At 72.5% G+C, this 21,870-nt stretch carries 32 protein-coding genes and 2 pseudogenes; 17 read left to right on the top strand and 17 right to left on the bottom strand.

Features of this window, described 5'->3' with window-relative positions; translation table 11 throughout:
• Positions 1 to 176: pseudogene (locus MMR14E_RS19585) on the bottom strand (RND transporter); the annotation flags it as partial.
• Positions 177 to 244: 68 nt separating this feature from the next.
• Between MMR14E_RS19585 and MMR14E_RS19580 the strand changes: the two are divergent.
• Positions 245 to 901, top strand: a complete 657-nt coding sequence (locus MMR14E_RS19580; protein WP_331316580.1) for a diguanylate cyclase domain-containing protein — start codon at positions 245 to 247, stop codon at positions 899 to 901.
• A gap of 17 nt (positions 902 to 918) precedes the next feature.
• On the opposite strand, the gene MMR14E_RS19575 is transcribed toward MMR14E_RS19580, so the two are convergent.
• The 5 genes from MMR14E_RS19575 to MMR14E_RS19555 form a co-directional block, all read right to left on the bottom strand.
• A complete protein-coding gene (locus MMR14E_RS19575; RefSeq protein WP_331316578.1) occupies positions 919 to 1,353 on the bottom strand; it encodes a hypothetical protein in 435 nt (144 codons plus the stop codon).
• 94 nt (positions 1,354 to 1,447) lie between these two features.
• Complete coding sequence (locus MMR14E_RS19570; RefSeq protein WP_012318900.1) at positions 1,448 to 1,681, bottom strand: DUF6894 family protein; 234 nt, start codon at positions 1,679 to 1,681, stop codon at positions 1,448 to 1,450.
• 141 nt (positions 1,682 to 1,822) lie between these two features.
• Positions 1,823 to 2,077: a hypothetical protein gene (locus MMR14E_RS19565; RefSeq protein ID WP_012318899.1), complete on the bottom strand. Its 255-nt coding sequence runs from the start codon at positions 2,075 to 2,077 to the stop codon at positions 1,823 to 1,825.
• A gap of 53 nt (positions 2,078 to 2,130) precedes the next feature.
• On the bottom strand, positions 2,131 to 2,316 hold the full coding sequence (locus MMR14E_RS19560) for a hypothetical protein (RefSeq protein WP_331316576.1): 186 nt from the start codon (positions 2,314 to 2,316) through the stop codon (positions 2,131 to 2,133).
• Between the two features lie 34 nt (positions 2,317 to 2,350).
• Positions 2,351 to 2,551 (bottom strand): hypothetical protein, encoded by a 201-nt coding sequence (locus tag MMR14E_RS19555; RefSeq protein ID WP_331316575.1) that lies wholly within the window; start codon positions 2,549 to 2,551, stop codon positions 2,351 to 2,353.
• A gap of 324 nt (positions 2,552 to 2,875) precedes the next feature.
• Here MMR14E_RS19555 and MMR14E_RS19550 point away from each other — a divergent pair, with 324 nt between their 5' ends.
• From MMR14E_RS19550 to MMR14E_RS19530, 5 genes are all read left to right on the top strand, one after another.
• Complete coding sequence (locus MMR14E_RS19550; protein ID WP_331316573.1) at positions 2,876 to 3,343, top strand: MucR family transcriptional regulator; 468 nt, start codon at positions 2,876 to 2,878, stop codon at positions 3,341 to 3,343.
• Between the two features lie 250 nt (positions 3,344 to 3,593).
• Positions 3,594 to 3,869, top strand: coding sequence for a hypothetical protein (locus MMR14E_RS19545; protein WP_012318895.1), 276 nt, complete (start codon positions 3,594 to 3,596; stop codon positions 3,867 to 3,869).
• Positions 3,870 to 3,982: 113 nt separating this feature from the next.
• A complete protein-coding gene (locus tag MMR14E_RS19540; RefSeq protein ID WP_331316571.1) occupies positions 3,983 to 4,369 on the top strand; it encodes a hypothetical protein in 387 nt (128 codons plus the stop codon).
• Positions 4,370 to 4,652: 283 nt separating this feature from the next.
• Positions 4,653 to 4,835, top strand: coding sequence for a hypothetical protein (locus MMR14E_RS19535; protein WP_331316569.1), 183 nt, complete (start codon positions 4,653 to 4,655; stop codon positions 4,833 to 4,835).
• A gap of 240 nt (positions 4,836 to 5,075) precedes the next feature.
• The gene (locus MMR14E_RS19530) at positions 5,076 to 5,375 is read left to right on the top strand and encodes a PilZ domain-containing protein (protein WP_331316567.1); all 300 of its coding nucleotides are present in this window, start codon (positions 5,076 to 5,078) and stop codon (positions 5,373 to 5,375) included.
• Between the two features lie 85 nt (positions 5,376 to 5,460).
• Here MMR14E_RS19530 and MMR14E_RS19525 read toward each other — a convergent pair whose 3' ends face one another.
• Positions 5,461 to 5,679, bottom strand: coding sequence for a hypothetical protein (locus MMR14E_RS19525; protein ID WP_210383195.1), 219 nt, complete (start codon positions 5,677 to 5,679; stop codon positions 5,461 to 5,463).
• 97 nt (positions 5,680 to 5,776) lie between these two features.
• On the opposite strand from MMR14E_RS19525, the gene MMR14E_RS19520 reads away from it, so the two are divergent.
• From MMR14E_RS19520 to MMR14E_RS19510, 3 genes are all read left to right on the top strand, one after another.
• Positions 5,777 to 5,977 carry a hypothetical protein gene (locus tag MMR14E_RS19520; protein WP_331316566.1) on the top strand — a complete coding sequence of 67 codons (201 nt, stop codon included), beginning with the start codon at positions 5,777 to 5,779 and terminating at the stop codon, positions 5,975 to 5,977.
• A 99-nt stretch (positions 5,978 to 6,076) separates the two neighbouring features.
• Positions 6,077 to 6,301 (top strand): hypothetical protein, encoded by a 225-nt coding sequence (locus tag MMR14E_RS19515; RefSeq protein WP_331316565.1) that lies wholly within the window; start codon positions 6,077 to 6,079, stop codon positions 6,299 to 6,301.
• Positions 6,302 to 6,383: 82 nt separating this feature from the next.
• Entirely contained in the window at positions 6,384 to 6,626 is a 243-nt protein-coding gene (locus MMR14E_RS19510; RefSeq protein ID WP_331316582.1) for a hypothetical protein, read from the top strand.
• 51 nt (positions 6,627 to 6,677) lie between these two features.
• Here the strand turns inward: MMR14E_RS19510 and MMR14E_RS19505 are convergent, their stop codons facing one another.
• Positions 6,678 to 6,929 (bottom strand): hypothetical protein, encoded by a 252-nt coding sequence (locus tag MMR14E_RS19505; RefSeq protein ID WP_331316564.1) that lies wholly within the window; start codon positions 6,927 to 6,929, stop codon positions 6,678 to 6,680.
• A 424-nt stretch (positions 6,930 to 7,353) separates the two neighbouring features.
• Here MMR14E_RS19505 and MMR14E_RS19500 point away from each other — a divergent pair, with 424 nt between their 5' ends.
• A complete protein-coding gene (locus MMR14E_RS19500) occupies positions 7,354 to 7,581 on the top strand; it encodes a hypothetical protein (protein WP_331316562.1) in 228 nt (75 codons plus the stop codon).
• A 27-nt stretch (positions 7,582 to 7,608) separates the two neighbouring features.
• Here MMR14E_RS19500 and MMR14E_RS19495 read toward each other — a convergent pair whose 3' ends face one another.
• Positions 7,609 to 7,965, bottom strand: a complete 357-nt coding sequence (locus MMR14E_RS19495) for a hypothetical protein (protein ID WP_331316561.1) — start codon at positions 7,963 to 7,965, stop codon at positions 7,609 to 7,611.
• 163 nt (positions 7,966 to 8,128) lie between these two features.
• Positions 8,129 to 8,377, bottom strand: a complete 249-nt coding sequence (locus MMR14E_RS19490) for a hypothetical protein (RefSeq protein ID WP_331316559.1) — start codon at positions 8,375 to 8,377, stop codon at positions 8,129 to 8,131.
• A 298-nt stretch (positions 8,378 to 8,675) separates the two neighbouring features.
• Here MMR14E_RS19490 and MMR14E_RS19485 point away from each other — a divergent pair, with 298 nt between their 5' ends.
• The gene (locus tag MMR14E_RS19485; protein ID WP_419539372.1) at positions 8,676 to 9,011 is read left to right on the top strand and encodes a YidB family protein; all 336 of its coding nucleotides are present in this window, start codon (positions 8,676 to 8,678) and stop codon (positions 9,009 to 9,011) included.
• An 81-nt stretch (positions 9,012 to 9,092) separates the two neighbouring features.
• Here MMR14E_RS19485 and fabF read toward each other — a convergent pair whose 3' ends face one another.
• From fabF to MMR14E_RS19465, 4 genes and pseudogenes are all read right to left on the bottom strand, one after another.
• Positions 9,093 to 10,355 carry a beta-ketoacyl-ACP synthase II gene (fabF, locus tag MMR14E_RS19480; protein ID WP_331316558.1) on the bottom strand — a complete coding sequence of 421 codons (1,263 nt, stop codon included), beginning with the start codon at positions 10,353 to 10,355 and terminating at the stop codon, positions 9,093 to 9,095.
• A 182-nt stretch (positions 10,356 to 10,537) separates the two neighbouring features.
• Complete coding sequence (locus MMR14E_RS19475; protein WP_007559070.1) at positions 10,538 to 10,777, bottom strand: acyl carrier protein; 240 nt, start codon at positions 10,775 to 10,777, stop codon at positions 10,538 to 10,540.
• 332 nt (positions 10,778 to 11,109) lie between these two features.
• Positions 11,110 to 11,748, bottom strand: a pseudogene (fabG, locus tag MMR14E_RS19470) (3-oxoacyl-ACP reductase FabG); the annotation flags it as partial.
• Between the two features lie 66 nt (positions 11,749 to 11,814).
• Complete coding sequence (locus MMR14E_RS19465; protein WP_331316557.1) at positions 11,815 to 11,952, bottom strand: hypothetical protein; 138 nt, start codon at positions 11,950 to 11,952, stop codon at positions 11,815 to 11,817.
• A 111-nt stretch (positions 11,953 to 12,063) separates the two neighbouring features.
• Here MMR14E_RS19465 and MMR14E_RS19460 point away from each other — a divergent pair, with 111 nt between their 5' ends.
• From MMR14E_RS19460 to MMR14E_RS19445, 4 genes are all read left to right on the top strand, one after another.
• On the top strand, positions 12,064 to 12,408 hold the full coding sequence (locus MMR14E_RS19460) for a hypothetical protein (protein ID WP_331316555.1): 345 nt from the start codon (positions 12,064 to 12,066) through the stop codon (positions 12,406 to 12,408).
• A gap of 1 nt (position 12,409) precedes the next feature.
• The gene (locus MMR14E_RS19455; RefSeq protein ID WP_331316554.1) at positions 12,410 to 12,607 is read left to right on the top strand and encodes a hypothetical protein; all 198 of its coding nucleotides are present in this window, start codon (positions 12,410 to 12,412) and stop codon (positions 12,605 to 12,607) included.
• Positions 12,604 to 14,865: a bifunctional (p)ppGpp synthetase/guanosine-3',5'-bis(diphosphate) 3'-pyrophosphohydrolase gene (locus MMR14E_RS19450; protein ID WP_331316552.1), complete on the top strand. Its 2,262-nt coding sequence runs from the start codon at positions 12,604 to 12,606 to the stop codon at positions 14,863 to 14,865. Before MMR14E_RS19455 ends, MMR14E_RS19450 begins: the two co-directional genes overlap by 4 nt.
• Positions 14,866 to 15,226: 361 nt before the next feature.
• Positions 15,227 to 15,868: an NYN domain-containing protein gene (locus MMR14E_RS19445; protein ID WP_331316550.1), complete on the top strand. Its 642-nt coding sequence runs from the start codon at positions 15,227 to 15,229 to the stop codon at positions 15,866 to 15,868.
• Between the two features lie 4 nt (positions 15,869 to 15,872).
• Here MMR14E_RS19445 and MMR14E_RS19440 read toward each other — a convergent pair whose 3' ends face one another.
• From MMR14E_RS19440 to dapA, 3 genes are all read right to left on the bottom strand, one after another.
• Complete coding sequence (locus tag MMR14E_RS19440) at positions 15,873 to 16,442, bottom strand: peroxiredoxin (protein WP_331316549.1); 570 nt, start codon at positions 16,440 to 16,442, stop codon at positions 15,873 to 15,875.
• A gap of 219 nt (positions 16,443 to 16,661) precedes the next feature.
• Positions 16,662 to 17,135 carry an SsrA-binding protein SmpB gene (smpB, locus tag MMR14E_RS19435; RefSeq protein WP_043073623.1) on the bottom strand — a complete coding sequence of 158 codons (474 nt, stop codon included), beginning with the start codon at positions 17,133 to 17,135 and terminating at the stop codon, positions 16,662 to 16,664.
• 15 nt (positions 17,136 to 17,150) lie between these two features.
• Positions 17,151 to 18,050 (bottom strand): 4-hydroxy-tetrahydrodipicolinate synthase, encoded by a 900-nt coding sequence (gene dapA, locus MMR14E_RS19430; protein ID WP_331316547.1) that lies wholly within the window; start codon positions 18,048 to 18,050, stop codon positions 17,151 to 17,153.
• Positions 18,051 to 18,444: 394 nt separating this feature from the next.
• On the opposite strand from dapA, the gene MMR14E_RS19425 reads away from it, so the two are divergent.
• A complete protein-coding gene (locus MMR14E_RS19425; protein WP_331316545.1) occupies positions 18,445 to 20,436 on the top strand; it encodes a lytic transglycosylase domain-containing protein in 1,992 nt (663 codons plus the stop codon).
• Positions 20,437 to 20,627: 191 nt separating this feature from the next.
• The gene (locus MMR14E_RS19420) at positions 20,628 to 21,638 is read left to right on the top strand and encodes a catalase family peroxidase (RefSeq protein ID WP_331316543.1); all 1,011 of its coding nucleotides are present in this window, start codon (positions 20,628 to 20,630) and stop codon (positions 21,636 to 21,638) included.
• Positions 21,639 to 21,870: the final 232 nt, after the last annotated feature.

Raw genomic sequence — 21,870 nt, 5'->3', positions numbered from 1 at the left:
ATCGACACCTCCGAGGGCGGGCGCCCGATCAGCGTGGCAATGGCGTTGACGTACTGAACCCGGGTCAGCCGCACCGCGATGGCCTGGGCCTCGATGGTCTGGACCTGGGTCTGGGCGGTGATCACGTCGGAGCGCGCGGCCACGCCGGCGGCGTACTGGTTCTCGGTGATCGCCAGCCGACCGGGATCCCTGCGGCCTCTGGGCGGCGCGGCGGCGGCTCCTCGCCCGGGGCACGACCGACGCCGTGGTACAGACGCTCGCGGACGGGCGCCAGGTCGCGATCACGCTGCACCCGCAGGCCGGCGGCGGCTGGACCGCCCTGTGGGAGGACGTGACCGAGCGCCGCCGGGCGGAGTCGCTCCTGCGCTACATGGCCCACCACGACCCGCTGACCGGCCTGCCGAACCGCCACCACTTCGCGGCCCGGCTCGACCGGACCCTGGCCGACCGCGACGGCGCGCCCTGCGCGCTGCTGTGCCTCGACCTCGACGGCTTCAAGCCGGTGAACGACCGCCACGGGCACGCGGTGGGCGACGCGCTGCTGAAACGGCTGGCCGAGCGCCTGCGGGCGGCGCTCGGCGCGGGGGATTGCGCCGCGCGGCTCGGGGGCGACGAGTTCACCATCCTGCTCGGCGACGCGGCGCCGGCGCCGGCCCTCGGCTTCGCCCTGCGTCTCCAGGCGCGCCTCGCCGAGCCCTACGATCTCGGCACCGGGTCGCCGATCCGCATCGGCGCGGCGATCGGGGTGGCCTGCGCGCCCCTGCACGCCACCCGGGCGCAGGACCTGGTGGAGCGGGCGGACGCGGCGATGTACGCGGCCAAGCGACTCGGCCACCCCTACCTGTGGGACGACGCGCCGGACCAACGACCGGTCGGCCCGGGTAGCGCTATCCCGGCCTGAGGCGGCCGGGACGGCCCTCAGCGCGACTTCTCGTGCTCCGCGAGGCCCACGGCCTTGTAATCGTAGGTCGGGAAGAACTCGGTGCGGTACGCCCCCCAGGCGGTGTCCTCGAGGACGCGGTTGACCTCGCGCAGGCGGGTGGCGGGCAGCCGCAGGACGATGATCTGCCCGATCCCCATGACGACGTTCCAGGAGACGACCTCGATGCCCGGCGGCGGGAAGGCCTTGTAGAAGCCCTGCTTGGCGAGCTGCGCGTTCAGCTCCGCCAGCGGGCGGGACTGGTCGTGGCGCAGGAAGACCGTCAGCAGCACGGCGTTGTCGGCCGTCGCCGCGGCGGAGCCCGGCGGCGGGGGCGGCGCCGTCTGCGCCGTCTGCGCCGACGCCTGCCCGGCGGGACCGAGCAGCAGGAGCGCCGCCGCGAGGGGGCCGGTCAGACCTGTTGAACGTCGCATGCGATCTCCTGTCCGCCCCGCGCCGACCTCCGTCAACGCGGCCGGGCGCCGACCTTTCCCGACCTGCGCACCGGCCGCCCCCTCAGCCGCGCCCTCAGCCGCCCTCGACATCGTAGGAGAGCCGCAGGCGCAGGCGGACCGCGCCCTGCTCGTCGCGCACGGCGATCACGTAGTCCTGCCGCTCCATCGGATCGGTCAGGCCCTGCGCGAGGCGGGTCAGGATGCGCACCGCCTGCGCCCGCGCGGCGGCGAGATCCGGAAGATCGAAGCCGTCGCGGTCGCGAACCAAGTTGGCGCCGTCGTGGAGGTCGATGAAGTATCGGGGCACGGATGCGAGCTCAGCGAGCGCCGGAGCCCGCAAGAATCTGTCTCCGCTGTTTCTACGTAGTTTCCGGAGGGCTGCAATCCGGGGTCGCCCGTGTCGCACCCTCAGACGGGGCCGCTTGTAAGCCGGGGCCCGCGGGCGGCGTCAGCTTCCCAGCAGGCTCTCGGCGAAGTCGTCCGGAACGGTCCCGAACTGGCCGAGGATCGTGACGCCCTCGAGCTCGCCGGTCTCGTCGTCGGCCACGACCTTGAGGGCCGCCGCGCCCGGCATGCGGGCGGCCAGCGCCTCCGCCTTCTTGAGGGCGCCGAACTCGCTCTGCGCGGGCTCCTGGCGAGCTGGGCGCAGGCGGTTCCGGTGCAGCTCGAACGGCTGCACCAGATAGGTGGTCTTCAGGGTCATTCCGGCCTCCTCGACGCGGCGGGCGGCCGCGAACGGACCGCGGCGCGGTCCGGCTACAGGCTGCGGGTGGTCACCCCGAGGGCGAGCAGGACGTAGGCGCCGATGAAGAACCATTGCCGGTGCGCCACGACGGTCTTTCCGACCATCGGGACGCGCGTGTACAGGCTGGCGACGGCGAGGCCGATCAGCACGGCCGACACCAGGAACGTGAGCAGGCGCGGGGCGGAGAGCGTGGGCATGCCCCATGCTCCGTCCGGCACGCTTACCGAACCGTTACCGGTCGAGGCCGGGCACGAGCGGGCGATAGGCCGTCAACGGCCCCTGGGTCCCGGGAAGCAGCCCGACCTCGGCGAGCCAGAGGACCATGATCGCCCCGGCCAGCAGCGTCGCCAGAGAGGCCAGACGCCCGGTCCACCGCCGCAGGACGAACATGGCGACCACGACGGCCAGCAGGGCGACGAGAAGGGCGAGCATCAGCATGGTCGGGCCATGCCACGGCCGGGCCGCCGCGTCACCGCGGATCACGGCGGAATACCCCACCCGCCGGCGCGCTCCGGCTTCGGCTCCGCCAGATGCACGTTCTGGTCGTTCCGCAGAGTGGAAACACTACCGCAGTCGATAGGCGGCCCCGGGAGGCGCTCGGAAATACTCTGCCGGAAATCGCCAGAACTACGTGTCCGCTCTCCGCGGAAGGCACCCCAATCATGCACCGGAAGCGGCCCACCACCGGTTTTGTAACTTGCATTCAGTGCTCAAAAGTAGCAGATCCCGGGTGAGGGGCACACCAGGAATCTTGCAGTGACAGAAGAAACCACAGGGCCCAACTCCAACTTCATCGAGCTGGCGGGCGATATCGTCGCCGCCTACGTGTCGAACAATCCGGTCCCGGCCGCCGAATTGCCGGCTCTGATCGCGCGCGTGCACGGCGCGATCAGCGGGCTCGTCACCGGGACTCTGACGGCGGAGATCGGGGCGGCTCCGCAGGCCGAGGTCGAGAAGCCGAGCGCGGCCCAGATCCGCAAGTCGGTCCGGCACGACGGGATCGTCAGCTTCATCGACGGCAAGACCTACAAGACTCTGAAGCGCCACCTGACCAGCCACGGCCTGGATCCGCGCAGCTACCGCGACCGCTACGGCCTGCCGGCCGACTACCCGATGGTTGCCCCGAGCTACGCCGAGCAGCGCTCCGCCCTCGCCAAGGCGATCGGCCTGGGCCAGCCCGGCGCCATGGCCGAGCGCGAGCGCAAGGGCCGCAAGGCCGCCTGAGCGTGACGACCACCGGGGGCGCCCCGCCGGGGCACCCCCGTAACGATGCGCCGCGGAGCCCGGCGCATCGTGCGGCCGCGTCCGGCCTCCCCCGGAGCGCCGGCCGCCGCGCGGCCCGAGACCGCGCCGAGACCGTTGCATCACGGCCACACACGCCCAGGACATCGCGGGACACGGACAAGCTGCCACACTCTGCACAAAGCTGATGCGCACGCCGGAACCCGAGGATGCTACCGAAGGGGCCGGCGAGATGAAGCGAGAGCAGACGATGACGAGTTCGGTCGTGCCGTTCCCGGCGCATATCGCGCCCGCGGTCGTGGACGAGGACACCGCGTCGATCATCGCCGTGTTGCAGGACCAGCTGGCCCTGGCCCGCGAGGGCCGCCTGCGCTCGGTGGCGGTCGTCTCCGTCTCGGCGGACGGCGAGGCGATCGGCACGCAATGGTCCTGCAAGGGCTCCGACATCAGCAACCTGATCGGCAAGCTGACCGTGCTGACCCACGACCTGATGGCCGCCCGGAAGTGACCGGGCGGGAGTGACCGGCCGGGTCTGACGGAGCCGCGGCGAGGGGCGGGCACGGCTCGCCCGCTGCGGCGTTCCTGAGGCGGGTCCGGCCTCGGACCGAAGGAAGGCTCCGGATGAGTCGCGCTCTGCTGTTCGCCATCCTCCTGGCCGCGGCGCCCCTGACGGGCGCGGCCCGGGCCGCCGGGGGGGCGGGCGACGCCGAGCGCGACGTCAAGCGCGCCGAGACGATCCAGGGACTCGTGCGGATCGTCGGCGCGCAGGCCGGCATCGTCCTGTACTGCCGCAGGCTCTACACCATCGACGACGCGGTTTCCGAAGGTCTGTCGCGCACAGTGCGCCGAGCCCTCGACGCGGCCCTCGGCCACCCGCGCGCGCGGGACGCCATCGCCGAGGAGGGCCGTCGGGTCGCCGACGAGATCGCCGCGGTCGGCGCGGAGCAATGGTGCGCCGACCAGCGCGACATCCTCAACACCGACGGCGTCCGCGTCTTCGTCGACTGACCGGGCCGGATCCCGTCCCGGGGTCCCGCCCGCGCGGCCGCCGGTCGAAGGCCCCTCGCAAATGGCGGCCCCGGCGGCGCGCCCGCGGCGAGTCCTGCGTCCAAGTCAGACGAAGGCGGCATTCCGGCATCTGTTCCGCAATGCAGAACAGATTAGCGCCTTGTTCACCGCGTCCTCGTCTGTCATGTTTCGAAGACGGAAGAGCCTGAACAGATCAAGCCGGTCGCACTCGTCCGTTACAAGAGCCCTGAAGGGCCGCGAGACCGGCGCAGAAGGAAACGCCATGTCTCGACCGATTGTTCTGGCTCTCGCCCTCGTCCTCTGCGGGGCCGCCGTGACGCTGTTCGCCTTCCTGCGCGCACCCCAGTCGCGGGAATTCGCCGGGTGGGACGTCGCCTTCATGGGCGGCATCGGGGCCGTCGCGCTGGGCTTCCTCACCACCCTCGTCGAGGTCGTGACCGGGTAGGTCGCCCCCGCGGCAGGGCTCGAACCGCCGCTACTCCGACCCGGCCCGCCTCCGCTCCTCCGGATTCGTCGCCCCCGCTCCCCGGCGGGCGGCGAAGCGCCGCGCACGCGATCCGGCCGGGCCCGCACGAAGCACTCGGAATTCACAGGGACGCGGGCATCCCGACAATTCGAGGCATTTCCCAAACCCCGCGTGAACCCGGGTGGCCGATCCTGTCGGGCAGAGGTTCTCGAGGCGGTGATGTTCGAACGACGCAGCGCTCCACGCACGCTTCTCAACGAGACCGGCAGCATCTCGGTCGACGAGCATCGCAGCTTGCCCTGCATCGTCTACGACCGGTCCGCCGGCGGCGTGCGGGTCGCCCTTCCGGACGCCGAGATCGTCCCGGACAGCTTCATCCTCAGCATCGACGCGAGCAACGAGATCCTCGTCTGCCGCGCCATCTGGCGCAAGGCGGAGGAGATCGGCGCCACGACCGACATCCCCGAGACGGCACGGTCGGGCCGCGTGAATCTCTGGCGCGAACTCGAAGCGACCTGACAGGCGCCTTCGGCGGCTCATCCGGCAGCCGGCGGGGGCCTGCCGTCGTGGGACTCGAGCGGCGCCGGCCGGGCGGCGGCGCGCGTCATTCCCAGTCGATGTTGAGCGAGCGCTCGAAGGCGGCCGCGGACAGCTCCTTGCCCTTCGGATCGGCGACCGTGATCTCGCGGAAGCCGCGCCGGGCCAGCTCCCAGGTCTTCTCCATCGCCTGCTCGTCCGTCCCGCAGGCGAACGTCATGACGCGCCCGGACGGATCAATCCCCTTGACGGTGAACACACCACTCTCCCTGCTCGCACCTCCCATATAGAGCCGCGAACGGCGTCGCGCCTCCCGACCTCGTGACGGAGTCCCGGGACCCGCGCCCGCGCCGTCGCGTTGGTTGAAGGCAGGGAGAGATCGCATGACGCGCGCGCCCGAGACCGCAGCCCCGACGAGCCGCAGCCCGGAGCCCCCCGAGGCGGACGGGATCCCGACCGAACGCGGCGACGCGGCGGCCGGGGCCCTGCCGCCGGCCACGGTCCCGACCGAGGATCCCGAGGTCGGCCTCGCGCAGAAGGGCAGCGGGGAAGACGCCGTCATCCGGCGCGAGACCGCGATCTGACCGGTCGCGCCGAGGCGCGGGCGATCCCTGGACGCCGCCCCCTGTGCGATGCACAAACGGGCCGGCCGCCCGCGGATGGCGGCCGACAGGAGACCACGCGTGGCACAGGGCGTGGCACAGGGCATGGCTCAGGGCATGGCACAGGGCATGGTACGGCTCTCGGGCCACGCGGTCGCGACCCGGAGCCGCGACGTCGCCGGGACCGGTCTCGAACAGGTCCGGACGGTCTTCGGACGCTTCGTCGGAGCGGCGCGCCGCGCACCCGACATGGTCCGCACCACCCCGGCGCGGGGGCGGGACGCCGCCGGGGAGGCCGCGCGCTGAGCGGGCGCGTTGCGCGGCCTCTGGGCGAGTGGCCGGCGGCCCTGCGCGGCGCTGCCGGCCGTGTTCGGACGCGGAGTTGGAGATGATGTACGGGGAGGTTGGCCGCCTGGCGGATGAGAGCCTGCGGCTGGGCCTGAAACAGGCCGAGAACGCCGTCCTGCTCGCGATGGCGGCGCAGTACGCGTGGGCCGATCTGTGGCTCGAGGGGTATCGCGCGGCGGGGACCGCCCTCAGCTCCGAACGCGATCAGCGGGCGCGGACGCGGCGGCTGATCCGTCGCGGCGTGGCACCCGCGGTCGCTGCGCAGGCGTTGCACATCGTCTGAGCGGTGGCCGGGGACGGAGCCGCCCGGGGCGCTCCGTCCCCGGCAGCGGGCTCAGCGGCTCGCCTCGACGGCGGCCTGGACCATCGGTCGGCCGAGGGACGAGACCGTCCGATTGACGGTCGCCGGCGCGGCGACGGGCTGGGGCGTGGTGGTCAGATCGTGGATCGCGCGGATCTGCTGGGCGGGCCGGGCCTGATCGCGGTAGAGCGGCGGCGTCAGGTGCAGGCGGTCGTCGGCGGCGGCGAGGCCGGTGAAGGCGGCCGAGGTGAGCGCGGCCGACGCGAGGATGAGGATCGTGCGCATGGTGCGTCTCCGGTTCGATCGCGGTGTCGACCGCGGGATGCGATCGACCGGCGCATGAGACCACGGATTTGTGCGGCGCGGCATGCATTTTGCGCATTGCACCATATCGCCATGACGGCACGGTATTGCAGTGTTTCCCGGCCATTCGGAGCTGCGAATTCAGGCCCCGCTCGCGCGCGCCATGCAATCGATGCAAATGAACTAAACTTCTACCGGCGCGTTCTCAAATCAAACTTGAGGAGCGCGTGATTTGTTTTTCGCGCGCGCCGCCGGACCGGTCGAAACCGCCGGGCGAGGGTGCGCGTTGCTGGCGTCGCGGCCCGAGTCACGACTCAGAGACCGCGGTGCCAGATCCGCGTCACACGGGCACGGTAGAACCCCCACATCCCGCGGACGTACCCTGCGAAGCACCCCGAGAGCGCCGATGACGCCCTCCGACCTCGACAGACGAGCCGAACTGACCATCTGGCCCAAGGGCGCGCCCGGCCACGCCGCGGAGGGGCGGCCCTTCGCCACCCTGCGCGAGGCCCTCGCCGTCGCGATCGCGGCGATCGAATCCGGCGAGGCCCAGCCCTGGATCATCACCGAGGCCGGCGACGTCCTGTCGCCGCGCTGGATCCAGGCGAATTCGCGGGCGCGGGCGCCGCACTAGCCGGCGTCACGCGGTGTCCGGTGCGGGTCAGCAGCCGATGCAGATGTCGCGGACCACGTGCTGATGCCGCTGGCCGGTGCGCTGGTTCGGGAGCTGTCCGTCGATCGACGAGAGCCCGCTGCCCAGGGCCCGGAACCGGCGCTCGGCCGCCGGAACAGAAGCGGCCCTGACCGGCGCGGGCGGCTCCGCGGCCGGAGCGGCGGTCGGTGCCGCCGTCGGAGCGGGCCCGGGCGCCGAGTTAGCCATGCCGGGATCGGGCAGGGTCAGGGCCATGCCCGGCACCGGCGGGACCTGCGCGAACTCGCCCGCGCGACCCGGCAGGGGCGCGGCGACCAGAAGCGCGACGGCCGGGACCGCGACGACGCGCCGGTTCAGCGGATGCATCACACTCTCCTGCCTCGGGAGCCGGCACGCCACGGACCCCGTGCCCCTGGGTCATCGCCGGATCGGCCCCCGTTCCGACGGCGGGAACGGGGCCGGCCCCGGTTGTGCGCGGCGGAGCGGGGCACCGCCACTCATCCATTCGGCGGAGCGTGCGCCGGAGGGCTCAGTAGGCCCGGCCGTAGAAGGGCTGCGAGACCGGGCGATAGCGGTCGCTCACCGGCCACGTGTAGGGCTGCTCCTTACCGGTGCGCAGGTCCGAGCGGAACTTCGGCTCGTTGAAGCCGATCCCGTGCATTCCGGCCGCGCCCTTGGCGCCGTGGGCCCGGGGCCCGGCCTCGCGCGCCAGGGCAGCGCCCGAGACGGCGATAACGAGAGCGGCCGCGAGCGAGACGCGGCCCAGCATGACGTTCATCTCTGACTCCTGTCCCGGCCGAGGTGCCGGAACAGAAGGAACGGCAGCGGTTCGGCCCGGTTCCGCGTCCGGAGACCGCTCAGAACCCCGGACCGAGGCAGGCCTCGGCGACGGGTCCGCCGCAGAGGTCGCCGGTCCGGACCGGCGCGGCCGCCGCGCCGCCGATGCCGGCACCGCCGATCGACCCGCCCCCGGCCGGATCGGCGGCTGGGACCAGTACGGCGGCCGCCSSGACSGCSGTCSGGGCGGCCCAACGGACCCGTCCCTGCCGCCCGGCGACTTCTCGGACCTCTCCGGCATGCTCGACGGCCCCGGCGACGCCCCGCCGCCGAGCCGCGCCGCCCCGGACGGGCAGGGGGATCTGGGCGGCCTCGACGGGCTGGTCGACCGGTTCCGCCAGGGCGGCCTCGGCGACGTGATGGAGTCCTGGATCGGCCACGGCACCAACCGCCCCGTGGCCCCGGACCAGCTCGCCCGGGCGCTCGGCCCCGACACGGTGGACACCCTCCAGCAGCAGACCGGGATGGACCGCGAGACGCTGCTGTCGCAGCTCGCCCAGGCGCTGCCGGAGGTGGTGCACGCGCTCACGCCGCAGGGGCGGGTGCCGGGGGAGGATGAGCGGCGGGGGTGGTAACCGGACGCCGGGCTGCGGGCGGCGCGCGGTCGGATCCTGCGGAAGACCCGGGCCGCGAAGCAGCGCGAGACGGCGACTTGTCTACGCGACCCGCCGCATCACCAGGCTGGCGTTCGTCCCGCCGAACCCGAACGAGTTCGACAGCACGACGTCCACCCGCTTCCGCTTCGCCTCGAAAGGCACGAGGTCGATCTGGGTCTGGACGGAGGGGTTGTCGAGGTTGAGCGTCGGCGGGATGACGTTGTCGCGCAGGACGAGGATCGAGAAGATCGCCTCGACCGAGCCGGCGGCGCCCAGCAGGTGGCCGACCGAGCTCTTGGTCGACGACATGGTCGCGGTCGCGGCGGCGTCGCCCAGGAGGCGCTCCACGGCCTTCAGCTCCAGCTCGTCGCCCATGGGCGTCGAGGTGCCGTGGGCGTTGATGTAGCCGATCTCGGACGGGGAGATGCCGGCGCGCTTCACCGCGGCGGTCATGCAGCGGAAGGCGCCGTCGCCGTCCGGGGACGGGGAGGTGATGTGGTAGGCGTCGCCCGAGAGGCCGTAGCCCACCACCTCGGCGTAGATCTTCGCGCCGCGGGCCTTGGCGTGCTCGTACTCCTCCAGCACCACGATGCCGGCGCCCTCGCCCATGAGGAAGCCGTCGCGGTCGCGGTCGTAGGGGCGCGAGGCCTTCTCGGGCGTGTCGTTGAAGCCCGTGGTCAGCGCCCGGCAGGCGGAGAAGCCCGCGATCGACAGGCGGTTCACCGGCGACTCCGCGCCGCCCGCCACCATCACGTCGGCGTCGCCCAGCGCGATCAGGCGGCTCGCGTCGCCGATGGCGTGCGCGCCGGTGGAGCAGGCCGTGACCACGGCGTTGTTGGGGCCCTTGAGGCCGTGGGCGATCGAGACCTGGCCCGAGGCGAGGTTGATGATCCGGCCCGGGATGAAGAACGGCGAGATCCGGCGCGGGCCCTTCTCGTGCAGGGTCACGGAGGCGTCGTAGATGCCGCCGATGCCGCCGATCCCGGAGCCGATCAGCACGCCGGTGGCGCACTGGTCCTCGTGGCTCTTCGGCGCCCAGCCGGCATCCTTCAGCGCCTCGTCGGCCGCCGCCATCGCGTAGACGATGAACGGGTCGACCTTGCGCTGCTCCTTCACCTCCATCACGCGGTCGGGGTTGAAGGTGCCGTCGGTGCCGTCGCCGAAGGGGACCTGCGCGGCGATCCGGCAGGGCAGGTCGGCGGATTCGAAGCCGCGGATCGGGCCGGCGCCGCTGTCGCCCGCGATCAGCCGGCTCCAGGTGTGCTCCACCCCGCAGCCCAGCGGCGTGACCATCCCCAGACCCGTGACCACCACCCGCCGCATCGCACTCGTCCCGTCTTGAGGCGCCGCCCCGCCGGCACCGCCGCGGTCGCGCATCGTCCTAACTCGCTCGGAGGCAGATTCGGTCCCTCGGGACGCGTCACGACTCCGAGCCTTGAAACGCGGAACGGCGCGGGGGCTGTCTCGCCTCACCCGCGCCGCGGTAAACCCGGTCCCCGGCGCCTTCAGGCGGCGGAGTTCTTCTCCAGGAACTTCACGGCGTCGCCGACCGTCTGGATGGTCTCGGCAGCGTCGTCCGGGATCTCGACGTTGAATTCTTCCTCGAAGGCCATGACCAGCTCGACGGTGTCGAGGCTGTCGGCACCGAGGTCGTCGATGAAGTTGGCGCTCTCGACCACCTTCTCGGGCTCGACGCCCAGGTGCTCGACGACGATCTTCTTCACGCGCTCAGCGATATCGCTCATCGGTCTTCCGTCCTCGTCCTTCTGGTCTGTCAGTCTTCTCGGGGTGGTGCCGTGGCCGCGTCGCGCCCCTGCGGGCTTGTTGTGACGGGCCGGTGTCCGATCGCGCGTGCTTCTGAGGTGAACCGGCGCGTGAGCCGGGACGCCCCCGCCGGAGGGCCTTGGACTGAAAACCCGCTGAACCGTCAACCCCCTGTACGGCTGGCGGGCGTGGTAGCACAGGGTTCCCGCCCTGGCGAGGGCCCGTTCAGAAAGCCTTCATGGGTGTGGCACTTGCGTGTCGGCGGGGATGATTCGCGCGCAATCTTCGACGATCGAGGACCGGTATACGCGCGCTAGTACATGGCCATCCCGCCGTTCACGTGCAGCGTGTGACCGGTGACGTAGCCCGCCTCCGCGGAGGCGAGGTAGAGGCAGGCCGCCGCGACCTCCGCCCCCTCGCCGAGCCGCCCGGCCGGCACGCGGGCGAGGATGCCCTCGCGCTGCTTCTCGTTGAGGGCGTCGGTCATGGGCGAGCTGATGAAGCCCGGGGCGATGCAGTTGACGGTGATTCCCCGCGAGGCGACCTCGGCGGCGAGCGCCTTGGTCATGCCCACGAGGCCGGCCTTGGCGGCGGCGTAGTTGCCCTGGCCGGGATTGCCGGTGCTGCCGACCACCGAGCCGATATTGACGATCCGCCCGGAGCGGCGGCGCATCATGCCCTTCACGGCGGCCCGCGACAGGCGGAAGGCGGCGGTGAGGTTGACGGCGATCACCTGCTCCCACTCCTCGTCCTTCATCCGCATGAAGAGGTTGTCGCGGGTGATGCCGGCATTGTTCACGAGGATGTCCAGCGGGCCGATCGCGGCCTCGGCGGCCGGGACGAGGCCCTCGACCGAGTCCTTGTCGGACAGGTCGGCCGCGACGGGGCTGGCGCGGTCGCCGAGCTCGGCGGCGAGCGCCTCCAGGGCCGCGGGCCGGGTGCCCGAGAGCGCCGNGGGACGAGGCCCTCGACCGAGTCCTTGTCGGCCCCTGTGCCGCCGGAGCGGCGACGCCCGGCCTCAGGCCGGGCGCTTGTCCGCCCCGCGCAGCTGCGCGAGCGCCGGGACGAGGACGTTGGCGGCGCTCGCCTGCGGATCGAGCGGCAGAGCGCGGAAGATCCGCGCTCTGCCGCTCGATCCGCAGGCGAGCGCCGCCAACGTCCTCGTCCCGGCGCTCGCGCAGCTGCGCGGGGCGGACAAGCGCCCGGCCTGAGGCCGGGCGTCGCCGCTCCGGCGGCACAGGGGGGCCGTGAAACAGGGATCGTCACCATGAAGCCCCTCCGCACCGAGACGCGGCGGCCCGCGCACCCCGAGGACGCGGCCGGCGCGGGGGTCGCCCTCGGCGGGCGGCCCCGGACGATCCGGTTCCCGCCCGTCTGGCACGCGTGGTTCGCCCGCCAGTCCGAGCCGCGACTCGCCGCCCTCGACGAGCTGGTCGACGCGCATCTCGAGCGCCGCGCGCTGCGCCGCTACCTGCGCCGGCTCAAGCACGCGGCGGTACTCGCCTTCGTCGCCGCGGCGGCGGCCGCGCACTGGTTCTCCGACCAGGTCGCGTGGCTCGCCGCGCATGTCCCGGCCCTGCGGGCCCTCTGGAAGCTGCTGACGGGAGCGTGAGATGCGCCTGCGCTGGGACAGGGTCCTCGACCGGGCGTGGCTCGCCCTGGCGGCCGCCGCGGCGGTGACGGTCGCCGTCCACGAGGGCGCGGCGGTCGGCCGGCGGGCCTGGACGCTCNCCCGGCGGTCGCGGACCAACCGCGCGCGACCGCGGCCCCGCGCCCGACCCCGGACGCGCCGGCCCCGTCCCGGCGGATGATGCGCCAGTACGAACTGGTCGAGCGGGTCAAGCGCTACAACCCGGCCGCCGACGAGGCGCTGCTCAACCGCGCCTACGTGTACGCCATGCAGGCGCACGGCACGCAGAAGCGCGCCTCGGGCGACCCGTTCTTCGCCCACCCCCTCGAGGTCGCGGCGATCCTGACGGATCTCCACCTCGACGACGCCACCATCGTGGCCGCGGTGCTGCACGACACCGTCGAGGACACCGAGGCGACGCTGGAGGAGATCCGCCGGCTGTTCGGGCCGGAGATCGGCGCCCTGGTCGACGGGTTGACCAAGCTCAAGCGCCTCGACCTCGTCTCCAAGCAGGCCGCGCAGGGCGAGAACTTCCGCAAGCTGCTGCTCGCGGTCGCGGCGGATGTCCGCGTGCTGCTGGTCAAGCTCGCCGACCGCCTGCACAACATGCGCACCCTCCAGCACATGCGCGACGACAAGCGTCGCCGCATCGCGCAGGAGACCCTGGACATCTACGCGCCGCTCGCCGGCCGCATGGGCATGCAGGAGCTGCGGGAGGAGCTGGAGGATCTGGCCTTCCGCAACCTGGAGCCGGAGGTCTACGCCACCATCACGCAGCGCCTGACGCGGCTCTCCGCCAAGTCCGAGAGCGTCGTCGAGACGATCGCGCAGGTGCTCACCGAGAAGCTCGGCGCGCAGGGGATCACCGCCGAGGTCAGCGGCCGGCAGAAGCGCCCGTTCTCGATCTGGTCGAAGATGGAGCGCAAGTCCGTCGCCTTCGAGCAGCTCTCCGACATCTTCGGCTTCCGCGTGGTCGTCGACACCGTGCAGGACTGCTACGCGGCCCTGGGCATCGTCCACACCAGCTGGCCGATGGTGCCGGGCCGGTACAAGGACTACATCTCGACCCCGAAGCAGAACGATTACCGCTCGATCCACACCACCGTGATCGGGCCGAGGAGCCAGCGCGTCGAGCTGCAGATCCGGACCCGCGCGATGGACGACATCGCCGAGTACGGCATCGCGGCGCACGCGCAGTACAAGGAAGTCGGCGCCGAGCTGGTCAAGGACCCGGCCCGCGTCGAGGGCAGCGTGCATCCGCGGCTCGCCGCCGAGAGCGGTGCCTACCAGTGGCTGCGCCGGACCATCGAGCTCCTCGCCGAGGGCGACAGCCCCGAGGAGTTCCTGGAGCACACCAAGCTGGAGCTGTTCCAGGACCAGGTGTTCTGCTTCACCCCGAAGGGCCGGCTGATCGCCCTGCCGCGGGGCGCCACGCCGATCGATTTCGCGTACGCGGTCCACACCGACGTCGGCAACACCGCGGTGGGCGCCAAGATCAACGGCCGGATGGCGCCGCTGCTGCACGAGCTCGCCAACGGCGACGAGGTCGAGATCAGCCGCTCCGACGGCGCCTCGCCCCCGGCGGCCTGGGAATCCCTCGTGGTGACCGGCAAGGCCCGCGCGGCGATCCGGCGCGCGACCCGCGCCGCCGTCCGGCGGCAATATGCCGGCCTCGGCCGCCAGATCCTGGACCGGGCCTTCGAGCGCGCCGCCAAGACCTTCTCGGAGGACAAGCTCCGGGGCGCCCTGCCGCGGCTCGCCCGCGCCACCACCGAGGACGTGTTCGCCGCCGTGGGGCGGGGCGAGATGTTCTCGGGCGACGTCGTCCGCGCCGTCTATCCCGACCACCGCGACGAGCGCCGGCCCTCCGCCGCGCAGGGCGCCGCCAGCGGCGCCGGCCGGCTCGTGCGCTCCTCCGACCAGACCATGCGGCTGACCTTCCCGGGCGCCGAGGGCGGCCGGGAGGGGGAGGACGGGGATCGCAGCGACGCCATCCCGATCCGCGGCCTCGCGGGCGACCTGCCGGTGACCTTCGCGCCGAACGGCGGCGCGGTCCCGGGCGACCGGATCGTCGGCATCCTGACGCCCGGGATCGGCGTCACCGTCTACCCGATCCAGTCGGCGGCGCTCGCCGCCTTCGACAACGAGCCGGAGCGCTGGCTCGACGTCCGCTGGGACACGGAGGCGCTCGGCGGCGAGCGCTTCCCGGCCCGGCTGGCGCTCAAGTCGATCAACGAGCCCGGGGTGTTCGCCCAGATCGCCCAGGTGATCGCCGACCACGACGGCAACATCGACAACATCTCGATGAAGCGGCGCACCCAGGACTTCACCGACATCACCATCGACCTGTCGGTCTGGGACCTCCAGCACCTCAACGCGATCATCGCCGAATTGCGCGGCAAGCGCCCGGTCAACAGCGTGGAGCGCGTGAACGGCTGAGGCCGGGGGCCGCGCGGCGCGACGCATCTGAGGTTTACAGGATCAACTTCCTCAAACCTCGGTCTTCATGATGAAGCGCCGTCGCGCCCAATTAATCCGTCCCGAGAGTTCAGTTTTTCACGACCGCACATTCTCGTGCTCTGCTTGACACGGACCCGTTTGAAACGAATGGTCCGGCGGCCGGGGCGGCGGTCGCGCGGATCTTCGACCGCGCCGGTCCACCCCGGATTGCAGAGCGCGGCGGCCGCGATCGCGGCGCGCCGTCCCGGCCTCTCGCCCCGGCCTCTCGCCCCGGGCGAACCCCGACCGATTGTTCAGACGATTTCCTGTCACCCTTTATTTTTCGGGATCCGACCTGTTCATGCCAGCACCCCAGCGCAGCGCCATCTTCATCGACGGCGCCAACCTCTACGCCACCACCAAGGCCCTCGGTTTCGACATCGACTACAAGAAGCTGCTCAAGGAATTCCAGTCGCGGGAGAACCTCCTGCGGGCGTTCTACTACACAGCCATGATCGAGGATCAGGAATATTCCTCGATCCGGCCGCTGATCGACTGGCTCGACTACAACGGCTACCGCGTCGTGACCAAGCCCGTGAAGGAGTTCACGGACTCGATGGGGCGGCGGAAGTACAAGGGCAACATGGACATCGAGCTGGCGATCGACGCCCTCGAGCTCAGCCCGCACATCGACCACATGATCCTGTTCTCCGGCGACGGCGATTTCCGCTCGCTCGTCGAGGCGATGCAGCGGCGCGGCGTCAAGGTGACGGTGATCTCCACGATCCAGACCCAGCCGGCGATGATCTCCGACGAGCTGCGGCGGCAGGCCGACGAGTTCGTCGACCTCGCGAGCCTCGCGGGCCGGATCGGGCGCGAGCCCGGCGAGCGCCCGGCCCGGGCCTCCGGGGAGGCGCCGACCCGCTACCGCGGCGAGGGCCGGGCCAATCCGGGCCTGGAGAACCGCTACGGCATCCGCCAGCCGGAGGCCGAGGAGGAGTAGCGCCTCAGGCGCCGGCCCCGTCGAGCCAGTCGAGGACCTGCCGGGCGCTCCGGTCCGGCGGGAAGACCGGGTAGAACAGCCGGCTCACGACGCCGTCGTCGATCACCAGGGTGAGGCGGCGCAGCAGCACCTGGCCGCCGGCCTCGAAGACCGGCAGGCGCGCCGCCATCGCGAAGGCCCGGTGCGGGTCGGCCAGGAGCGGGAAGGGCAGGCGCAGGCGCTCGGCCGCCTCCCGCTGGTAGGCGCTCGTCTGGGTCGAGAGGCCGAAGACCTGGGCGACGCCCCGGGCCGTCAGCGCGGCGTGGTGATCGCGGAAGTCGCAGGCCTGCGGCGTGCAGCCCCTCGCGCCGGGGATCGCGTCCCAGTCGGGCGTCAGGCCCGGCCGGCCCGGCTCGCCGGTGCGCGGGTAGGCGTAGGCCACGGTGCGGCCCGGGAGCCGCGCCAGCGAGACCGTGCGGCCGTCCGTGGCGGTGAGCGCCACGTCGGGCAGGCGCATCCCGCGCAGATGGTCGGCCGCGCCGTCGTCGACGGGGACCGGCAGGTCATCGGGCAGGGTATCGTGGGTGGATGGCATGGGTCGCTCCGCAGGATCGCAGGCTCGGGACGCGGCACCGGCGAGTCCGGGATCTTGTGCCATCGCGCGGTCAGCGCAAGGCGCGCGCATCGCGGCCTGCGCGCGCCCCTGTCGGAACGATCGTCTCTGCGAGCGGAGCGAAGGCATCCGGCAGCACCGTGCTCGTCGAGGTCGCGCCGCCCTGGCTCGCTTCGCTGCGCTCGCGATGACGGCGCGGCCTCAGCCCCGGTCCCGCAGCAGCCGCGCCCGGTCGCGCTGCCAGTCGCGCTCCTTGACCGCCTCGCGCTTGTCGTGGGCCTGCTTGCCCTTGCCGAGGCCGAGCTCGACCTTCGCGCGCCCCTTGTCGTTGAAGTAGATCTTCAGCGGCACCACCGTGTAGCCCTGGCGCTGGGTCGCGCCGATCAGCTTGTTGATCTGGCGGCGGTGCAGCAGCAGGCGGCGCGGGCGCTTGGTGTCGTGGTTGAAGCGGTTCGCCTCCAGGTATTCCGGGATGTAGGCGTTGAACAGCATCAGGTCCGTGCCGGAGGGCCCGGCATAGGCCTCGCCGATCGTCGCCTTGCCGCCGCGCAGGGACTTCACCTCGGTGCCGGTCAGCGCGATGCCGGCCTCGAGCGTGTCCTCGATCGTGTAGTGATAGCGCGCGGCGCGGTTGTCGGCGACGATGCGCCGACTGGGCTCCGGTTTCGGGGCCATGATGCGTGACTTCCCTCAGTCGACCAGCAGGCCGGCGTGGCGCAGGGCGTCGTCGACGATGCGCTTGGTGGGCTCGGTCACCGGCACCAGCGGCAGGCGCAGCTCGTCGGTCATGTGGCCGAGCCGCGACAGCGCGTACTTCACCGGCGCCGGGTTGGCCTCGGCGAACAGGCCGGTCTGCAGGGGGAACAGCCTGTCCTGGAGGGTCAGCGCCCTGGCGTAGTCGCCCGCCAGCGTCGCCTCCTGCAGGTCGGCGCAGAGGCGCGGGGCGACGTTCGCCACCACCGAGATGCAGCCGTGGCCGCCGTGGGCGTTGTAGCCGAGCGCCGTCGCATCTTCGCCCGAAAGCTGGATGAAGCTCGCGCCCATGGCCTGACGCTGCTGGCTGACGCGGTCGATCTTGGCGGTCGCGTCCTTCACGCCGGCGATGTTCTTCAGCTCGAAGAGCCGGGCCATCGTCTCGACGCTCATGTCGATGACGGAGCGCGGCGGGATATTGTAGATGATGATCGGAATGCCGACCGCGTCGTTGACGGCCTTGAAGTGGGCGTAGAGGCCCGCCTGCGTCGGCTTGTTGTAGTACGGCGTCACCACCAGGACGGCGTCGGCGCCCGCGCGCTCGGCGTGCTGCGCCCGCTCGACCGCCTCGGCGGTGGAGTTGGAGCCCGCGCCCGCCACGACCGGCACGCGCCCGCCCGCCTCGTCGATGCAGGCCTCGACCACCCGGTCGTGCTCGGAATGGGTCAGGGTCGGGCTCTCGCCGGTGGTGCCGGTGGGCACGAGGCCGTGGCTGCCCTGCTCGATCTGCCAGCGCACGAACTTTCGGAACGCGGCCTCGTCGAAGGCGCCGTCGCGGAAGGGCGTCACAAGCGCGGTGAGCGAGCCCCGCAGGCGGCTCCCGGTCATCTCGGTCATCTCAGGCGTCCCAAAGGGTCCCAGCTGGGATTTCGGCGGTCTCGGCGCCGCGCGTGGTCCGCATCGTACGGGCACGGACCGGCAGACATAGGCGGTCGCGTCACGGCGCGCAAACAGATCGTGGCGACGGTTAACGCGATCTTAATGGTCACGGCCCGATCCTCGACCTTTCCCGCTCCGGTGATCAGTAGGGGGGAATCGTGATCCGACCCGCGGCCTCGTCTCCGGCCCCGAAGCGCACGTCCCTCACCGCCGCCGCGCTCATCGCCACCGTCGGCGTGGCGCTCGCCGGCCCGGCCGGCCAAGCTGGCCAAGCCGGCCAAGCCGGCCAAGCCGGCCCAGCCGGCCAAGCCGGCNGGCCTCGGCCTACGCCTCGGCCGACCCCGACGCCCCGGTGGCCTTCCCGCTGCCGGACGCCGCCGTCACCCCGCCGGCCCCGGTGCCCGAGGTGCCGGACCCGGCGCGCCCGAAGATCTCCGGCGACACCGACCCGACGCTGCTGCGCGGCGCCATCGACCTCTACCGCAAGGGCCGGGTCGCCGACGGCGACCGGATGCGCGACGGCTTCACCGACCCGGCCGCGAAGGCGCTGCTCGAGTGGGTGGCGATCCGCGCGGGCGCCGGCATCGGCTTCACCCGCACCGTGGCCTTCGCTCGGGCCAATCCGGACTGGCCGGCCGGCCCGCTGCTGCGCCGCCGGGCCGAGGAGGCGCTGCTCTCCGAGAAGAAGGCGCCCGCGACGGTGCGGGCCTACTTCGCCACGGCGAAGCCGGTGAGCGCGCCGGGCAAGTTCGCCCTGGCGCTGGCCCTGCGCGCCGACGGCTGCGAGGCCGACGCCGCCGAGATGGTCCGCGACCTCTGGCGCACCGAGAGCTTCGGGCGGAGCCTGGAAGCCAAGGTGCTCGACGCCTTCCCGGACGCGCTGACCCGGGTCGACCACCGCTACCGGATGGAGCGGGCGCTCCTGAAGGACGACTGGGAGAGCGCCGGCCGGGCGGCCGGCTACGCGGGCGGCGCCTACGCCAGCCTCGTGCGCGCCCGCCGGGCCGTGGAGGACAAGTCCTCCGGCGCCGCTTCCGCGCTCGCCGCGGTGCCGCCGTCGCTGCGCGGGGACGCCTCCTACATCTTCTCCCGGGCGCAGTACTTCCGCCGGGCCGACAAGCCCGAGGCGGCCGCCGCCGTGCTCGCCGCGGCGCCGAGCAACCCGGACGTGCTGGTCGACGGCGACGAGTGGTGGATCGAGCGCCGGATCGTGGCGCGCAAGCTCCTCGACCTCGGCGATGCCAGGACCGCCTACGCGGTCGCGAGCGGGCAGGCGGCGCGCACGCCCGAGAAGCGGATCGAGGCCGAGTTCCACGCCGGCTGGATCGCCCTGCGCTTCACCGGCGACCCGGCGAGCGCCGCGCAGCATTTCGCCCGGATGGCCACCGTCGCGGAGAGCCCGATCTCGGTGGCGCGGGCCGCCTACTGGCAGGGGCGGGCGGCCGAGGCGCTCGGCCAGGCGGAGGAGGCGAAGCGCTTCTACGAGCGCGCCGCCCTGCAGCCGATCGCCTATTACGGCCAGGTGGCCCGGGCCCGGCTCGGCCAGACCAGCCTGCCCCTGCGGGCGCCGGCCGACCTCGAGGGCGCGGAGCGCCAGGCCTTCGACGGGCGTCTCTACATCCGCGCCCTGCGCCTGCTCGGCGAGGCCGGGATCAAGGAGCTGGCCCTGCCGCTCTACATCGACGCGGCGCGGGATCTCTCCGACCCGCGCGAGCTCCAGGCGCTCGGCGACCTCGCCACCGACATGAAGGACGCCCGCGCCCTGGTGGCGATCGGCAAGCTCGCGGTCCAGCGCGGCCTGCCGCTGGACGCCCACGCCTACCCGACGATCGGCATCCCCAGCTACGAGACCTTCACGGCGGTCCCGCAGGTGGAGCGGGCCATGGTCTACGCCATCGCCCGGCAGGAGAGCCAGTTCGACCCGCGGGCGCAGTCGGGCGTCGGCGCGCGCGGCCTGATGCAGATGATGCCGGCCACCGCCCAGCGCACCGCCCGCCGGGTCTCGACCGCCTTCGACGTCGACCGCCTGACCAGCGATCCCGCCTACTGCGCGAAGCTCGGCCAAGCCCATCTCGGCGAGCTGATGGAGGATTGGCGCGGTTCCTACGTGCTCGCGTTCGCGTCCTACAACGCGGGTGGCGGCAACGTGAAGAAGTGGATCGACGCCTACGGCGACCCGCGCAAGGGCGACGTCGACGTGATCGACTGGGTGGAGCGCATCCCGTTCACGGAGACGCGCAACTACGTCCAGCGGGTCATGGAGAACCTGCAGGTCTACCGCGCGCGGCTCGACAGCCGCAGCGCCCTGCTGATCGAGGGCGACCTCCACCGCGGCGCGCGGTAGCGGGCTCCGCACCGTCTTCGCGCGCGGAGCGAAGACGAAGTTCTCGATCTGCAGCCCCCCTCCGGGACGTAACCCACACCCCTCTCCGCGGCGGCATAGCTTTTGGTTGTGCCTCCGGCGCCTCGCTCCCTAGAAGATGGGCCGGTCCGCGTTGACCGGCCCGGGCGGGCCGTCGCTGCCGAGAGGTTCCCATGCTGCGTTCGAGATCGGGTTTCGCCCTCCTGCTGAGCACCGCGCTCGCGGCCGCCGCCCTGGCCCAGGCTCAGGCCCAGGCCCAGGCCCAGGCCCAGGAGGCCTCCACCGCCGAGCAGACGATCGACGTGATGACCACGCTGTTCGGCAAGCATCCGGGGGCGCGGGCCAACCACGCCAAGGGCGTGGTGGCCGAGGGCAGCTTCACCCCGTCGCCCGAGGCGGCCAAGATCAGCAAGGCCTCCCTGTTCCAGGGGCCGGCGGTGCCGGTGACGGTCCGGTTCTCGGACGCCACCGGCGTCCCGACCATCCCGGACGGCGTCGCCGACGCCAACCCGCACGGCCTCGCCCTCAAGTTCAAGCTGAGCGACGGCTCCGAGATGGACGTCGTCACCAACGCGCTGAAGTACTTCCCGGTCGCCACCGGCGAGGAGTTCCGCGACCTCCTGAAGGCCGCCGCCGAGAGCGGCCCGAACGCGGCCCATCCGACCGCCCTGGAGCGCTTCGCCGCCGCCCACCCGGCCGCCGCCACCGCGGGCGGGACCGCCAAGACCCCGTCGAGCCTCGCCCGGCAGACCTATAACGGCGTCAACGCCTTCATCCTGGTGGACGCCGCCGGCAAGCGGCAGCCGTTCCGGTTCCGCTTCGTGCCGGTGGAGGGCGAGGAGATCCTCCCGCCCGAGGAGGCGGCCAAGCGCGACCCGAACTTCCTGATGGCCGAGATCGGCCCGCGGGTCGCCAGGACGCCCGCGAAGTTCAGGATGCTGGCCCAGCTCGCCGAGCCGGGCGACCCGACCAACGACGCCACCAAGCCCTGGCCGGACGACCGGAAGACGGTCGATCTCGGCACCGTGACGGTGAGCAAGGTCGTGCCCGACAGCGCCGAGGCGGAGAAGGCGCTGCTGTTCATGCCCAACAACCTCACCGACGGGATCGAGGTCTCGGACGACCCGCTGATCGACGCCCGCGTCCAGGCCTACGCGGTCTCGTTCAGCCGCCGCTCGCAGTAGCGCCGTCCGGCCGGGCGGGCCCCCCGACCCGGCGCCTCATCGCGTTCCCGGGTCATCGGATCGGCTCCTCCGTCATCGCGAGCGCAGCGAAGCGATGACGGAGCGGGTCGCCTCAACCGAAACGGTCGACCGGAAGCCGTATCCGGACGAGGTCCGGGGGGTGGAAGGAAGCCCCGTGCGGGCCTCCGCGGCTCCGCGCGCCCGGGCGCGTTCCCGCGCCGGCGGGGCGTCA

It is taken from the genome of Methylobacterium mesophilicum (genome assembly GCF_036441335.1).
GTDB lineage: Bacteria > Pseudomonadota > Alphaproteobacteria > Rhizobiales > Beijerinckiaceae > Methylobacterium > Methylobacterium mesophilicum_B.
The sequence above is the reverse complement of the archived record's forward strand: the minus strand, read 5'-3'. Positions and strand labels throughout refer to the sequence as shown.

Bases quoted from the DNA above. Each gene is read 5' to 3' on its own strand.
- MMR14E_RS19530 (WP_331316567.1), top strand. From the start codon at position 5,076: ATGTTCGAACGACGCAGCGCTCCACGCACGCTTCTCAACGAGACCGGC.
- MMR14E_RS19575 (WP_331316578.1), bottom strand. From the start codon at position 1,353: ATGCGACGTTCAACAGGTCTGACCGGCCCCCTCGCGGCGGCGCTCCTG.
- MMR14E_RS19560 (WP_331316576.1), bottom strand. From the start codon at position 2,316: ATGCCCACGCTCTCCGCCCCGCGCCTGCTCACGTTCCTGGTGTCGGCC.
- MMR14E_RS19485 (WP_419539372.1), top strand. From the start codon at position 8,676: ATGCTCGACGGCCCCGGCGACGCCCCGCCGCCGAGCCGCGCCGCCCCG.
- MMR14E_RS19540 (WP_331316571.1), top strand. From the start codon at position 3,983: ATGAGTCGCGCTCTGCTGTTCGCCATCCTCCTGGCCGCGGCGCCCCTG.
- MMR14E_RS19495 (WP_331316561.1), bottom strand. From the start codon at position 7,965: ATGCATCCGCTGAACCGGCGCGTCGTCGCGGTCCCGGCCGTCGCGCTT.
- MMR14E_RS19500 (WP_331316562.1), top strand. From the start codon at position 7,354: ATGACGCCCTCCGACCTCGACAGACGAGCCGAACTGACCATCTGGCCC.
- MMR14E_RS19460 (WP_331316555.1), top strand. From the start codon at position 12,064: ATGAAGCCCCTCCGCACCGAGACGCGGCGGCCCGCGCACCCCGAGGAC.
- MMR14E_RS19505 (WP_331316564.1), bottom strand. From the start codon at position 6,929: ATGCGCACGATCCTCATCCTCGCGTCGGCCGCGCTCACCTCGGCCGCC.
- MMR14E_RS19490 (WP_331316559.1), bottom strand. From the start codon at position 8,377: ATGAACGTCATGCTGGGCCGCGTCTCGCTCGCGGCCGCTCTCGTTATC.
- MMR14E_RS19545 (WP_012318895.1), top strand. From the start codon at position 3,594: ATGAAGCGAGAGCAGACGATGACGAGTTCGGTCGTGCCGTTCCCGGCG.
- MMR14E_RS19420 (WP_331316543.1), top strand. From the start codon at position 20,628: ATGCTGCGTTCGAGATCGGGTTTCGCCCTCCTGCTGAGCACCGCGCTC.
- MMR14E_RS19450 (WP_331316552.1), top strand. From the start codon at position 12,604: ATGATGCGCCAGTACGAACTGGTCGAGCGGGTCAAGCGCTACAACCCG.
- MMR14E_RS19475 (WP_007559070.1), bottom strand. From the start codon at position 10,777: ATGAGCGATATCGCTGAGCGCGTGAAGAAGATCGTCGTCGAGCACCTG.
- MMR14E_RS19520 (WP_331316566.1), top strand. From the start codon at position 5,777: ATGACGCGCGCGCCCGAGACCGCAGCCCCGACGAGCCGCAGCCCGGAG.
- MMR14E_RS19445 (WP_331316550.1), top strand. From the start codon at position 15,227: ATGCCAGCACCCCAGCGCAGCGCCATCTTCATCGACGGCGCCAACCTC.
- MMR14E_RS19535 (WP_331316569.1), top strand. From the start codon at position 4,653: ATGTCTCGACCGATTGTTCTGGCTCTCGCCCTCGTCCTCTGCGGGGCC.
- MMR14E_RS19440 (WP_331316549.1), bottom strand. From the start codon at position 16,442: ATGCCATCCACCCACGATACCCTGCCCGATGACCTGCCGGTCCCCGTC.
- MMR14E_RS19555 (WP_331316575.1), bottom strand. From the start codon at position 2,551: ATGCTCGCCCTTCTCGTCGCCCTGCTGGCCGTCGTGGTCGCCATGTTC.
- fabF (WP_331316558.1), bottom strand. From the start codon at position 10,355: ATGCGGCGGGTGGTGGTCACGGGTCTGGGGATGGTCACGCCGCTGGGC.
- MMR14E_RS19510 (WP_331316582.1), top strand. From the start codon at position 6,384: ATGATGTACGGGGAGGTTGGCCGCCTGGCGGATGAGAGCCTGCGGCTG.
- MMR14E_RS19565 (WP_012318899.1), bottom strand. From the start codon at position 2,077: ATGACCCTGAAGACCACCTATCTGGTGCAGCCGTTCGAGCTGCACCGG.
- MMR14E_RS19525 (WP_210383195.1), bottom strand. From the start codon at position 5,679: ATGGGAGGTGCGAGCAGGGAGAGTGGTGTGTTCACCGTCAAGGGGATT.
- dapA (WP_331316547.1), bottom strand. From the start codon at position 18,050: ATGACCGAGATGACCGGGAGCCGCCTGCGGGGCTCGCTCACCGCGCTT.
- smpB (WP_043073623.1), bottom strand. From the start codon at position 17,135: ATGGCCCCGAAACCGGAGCCCAGTCGGCGCATCGTCGCCGACAACCGC.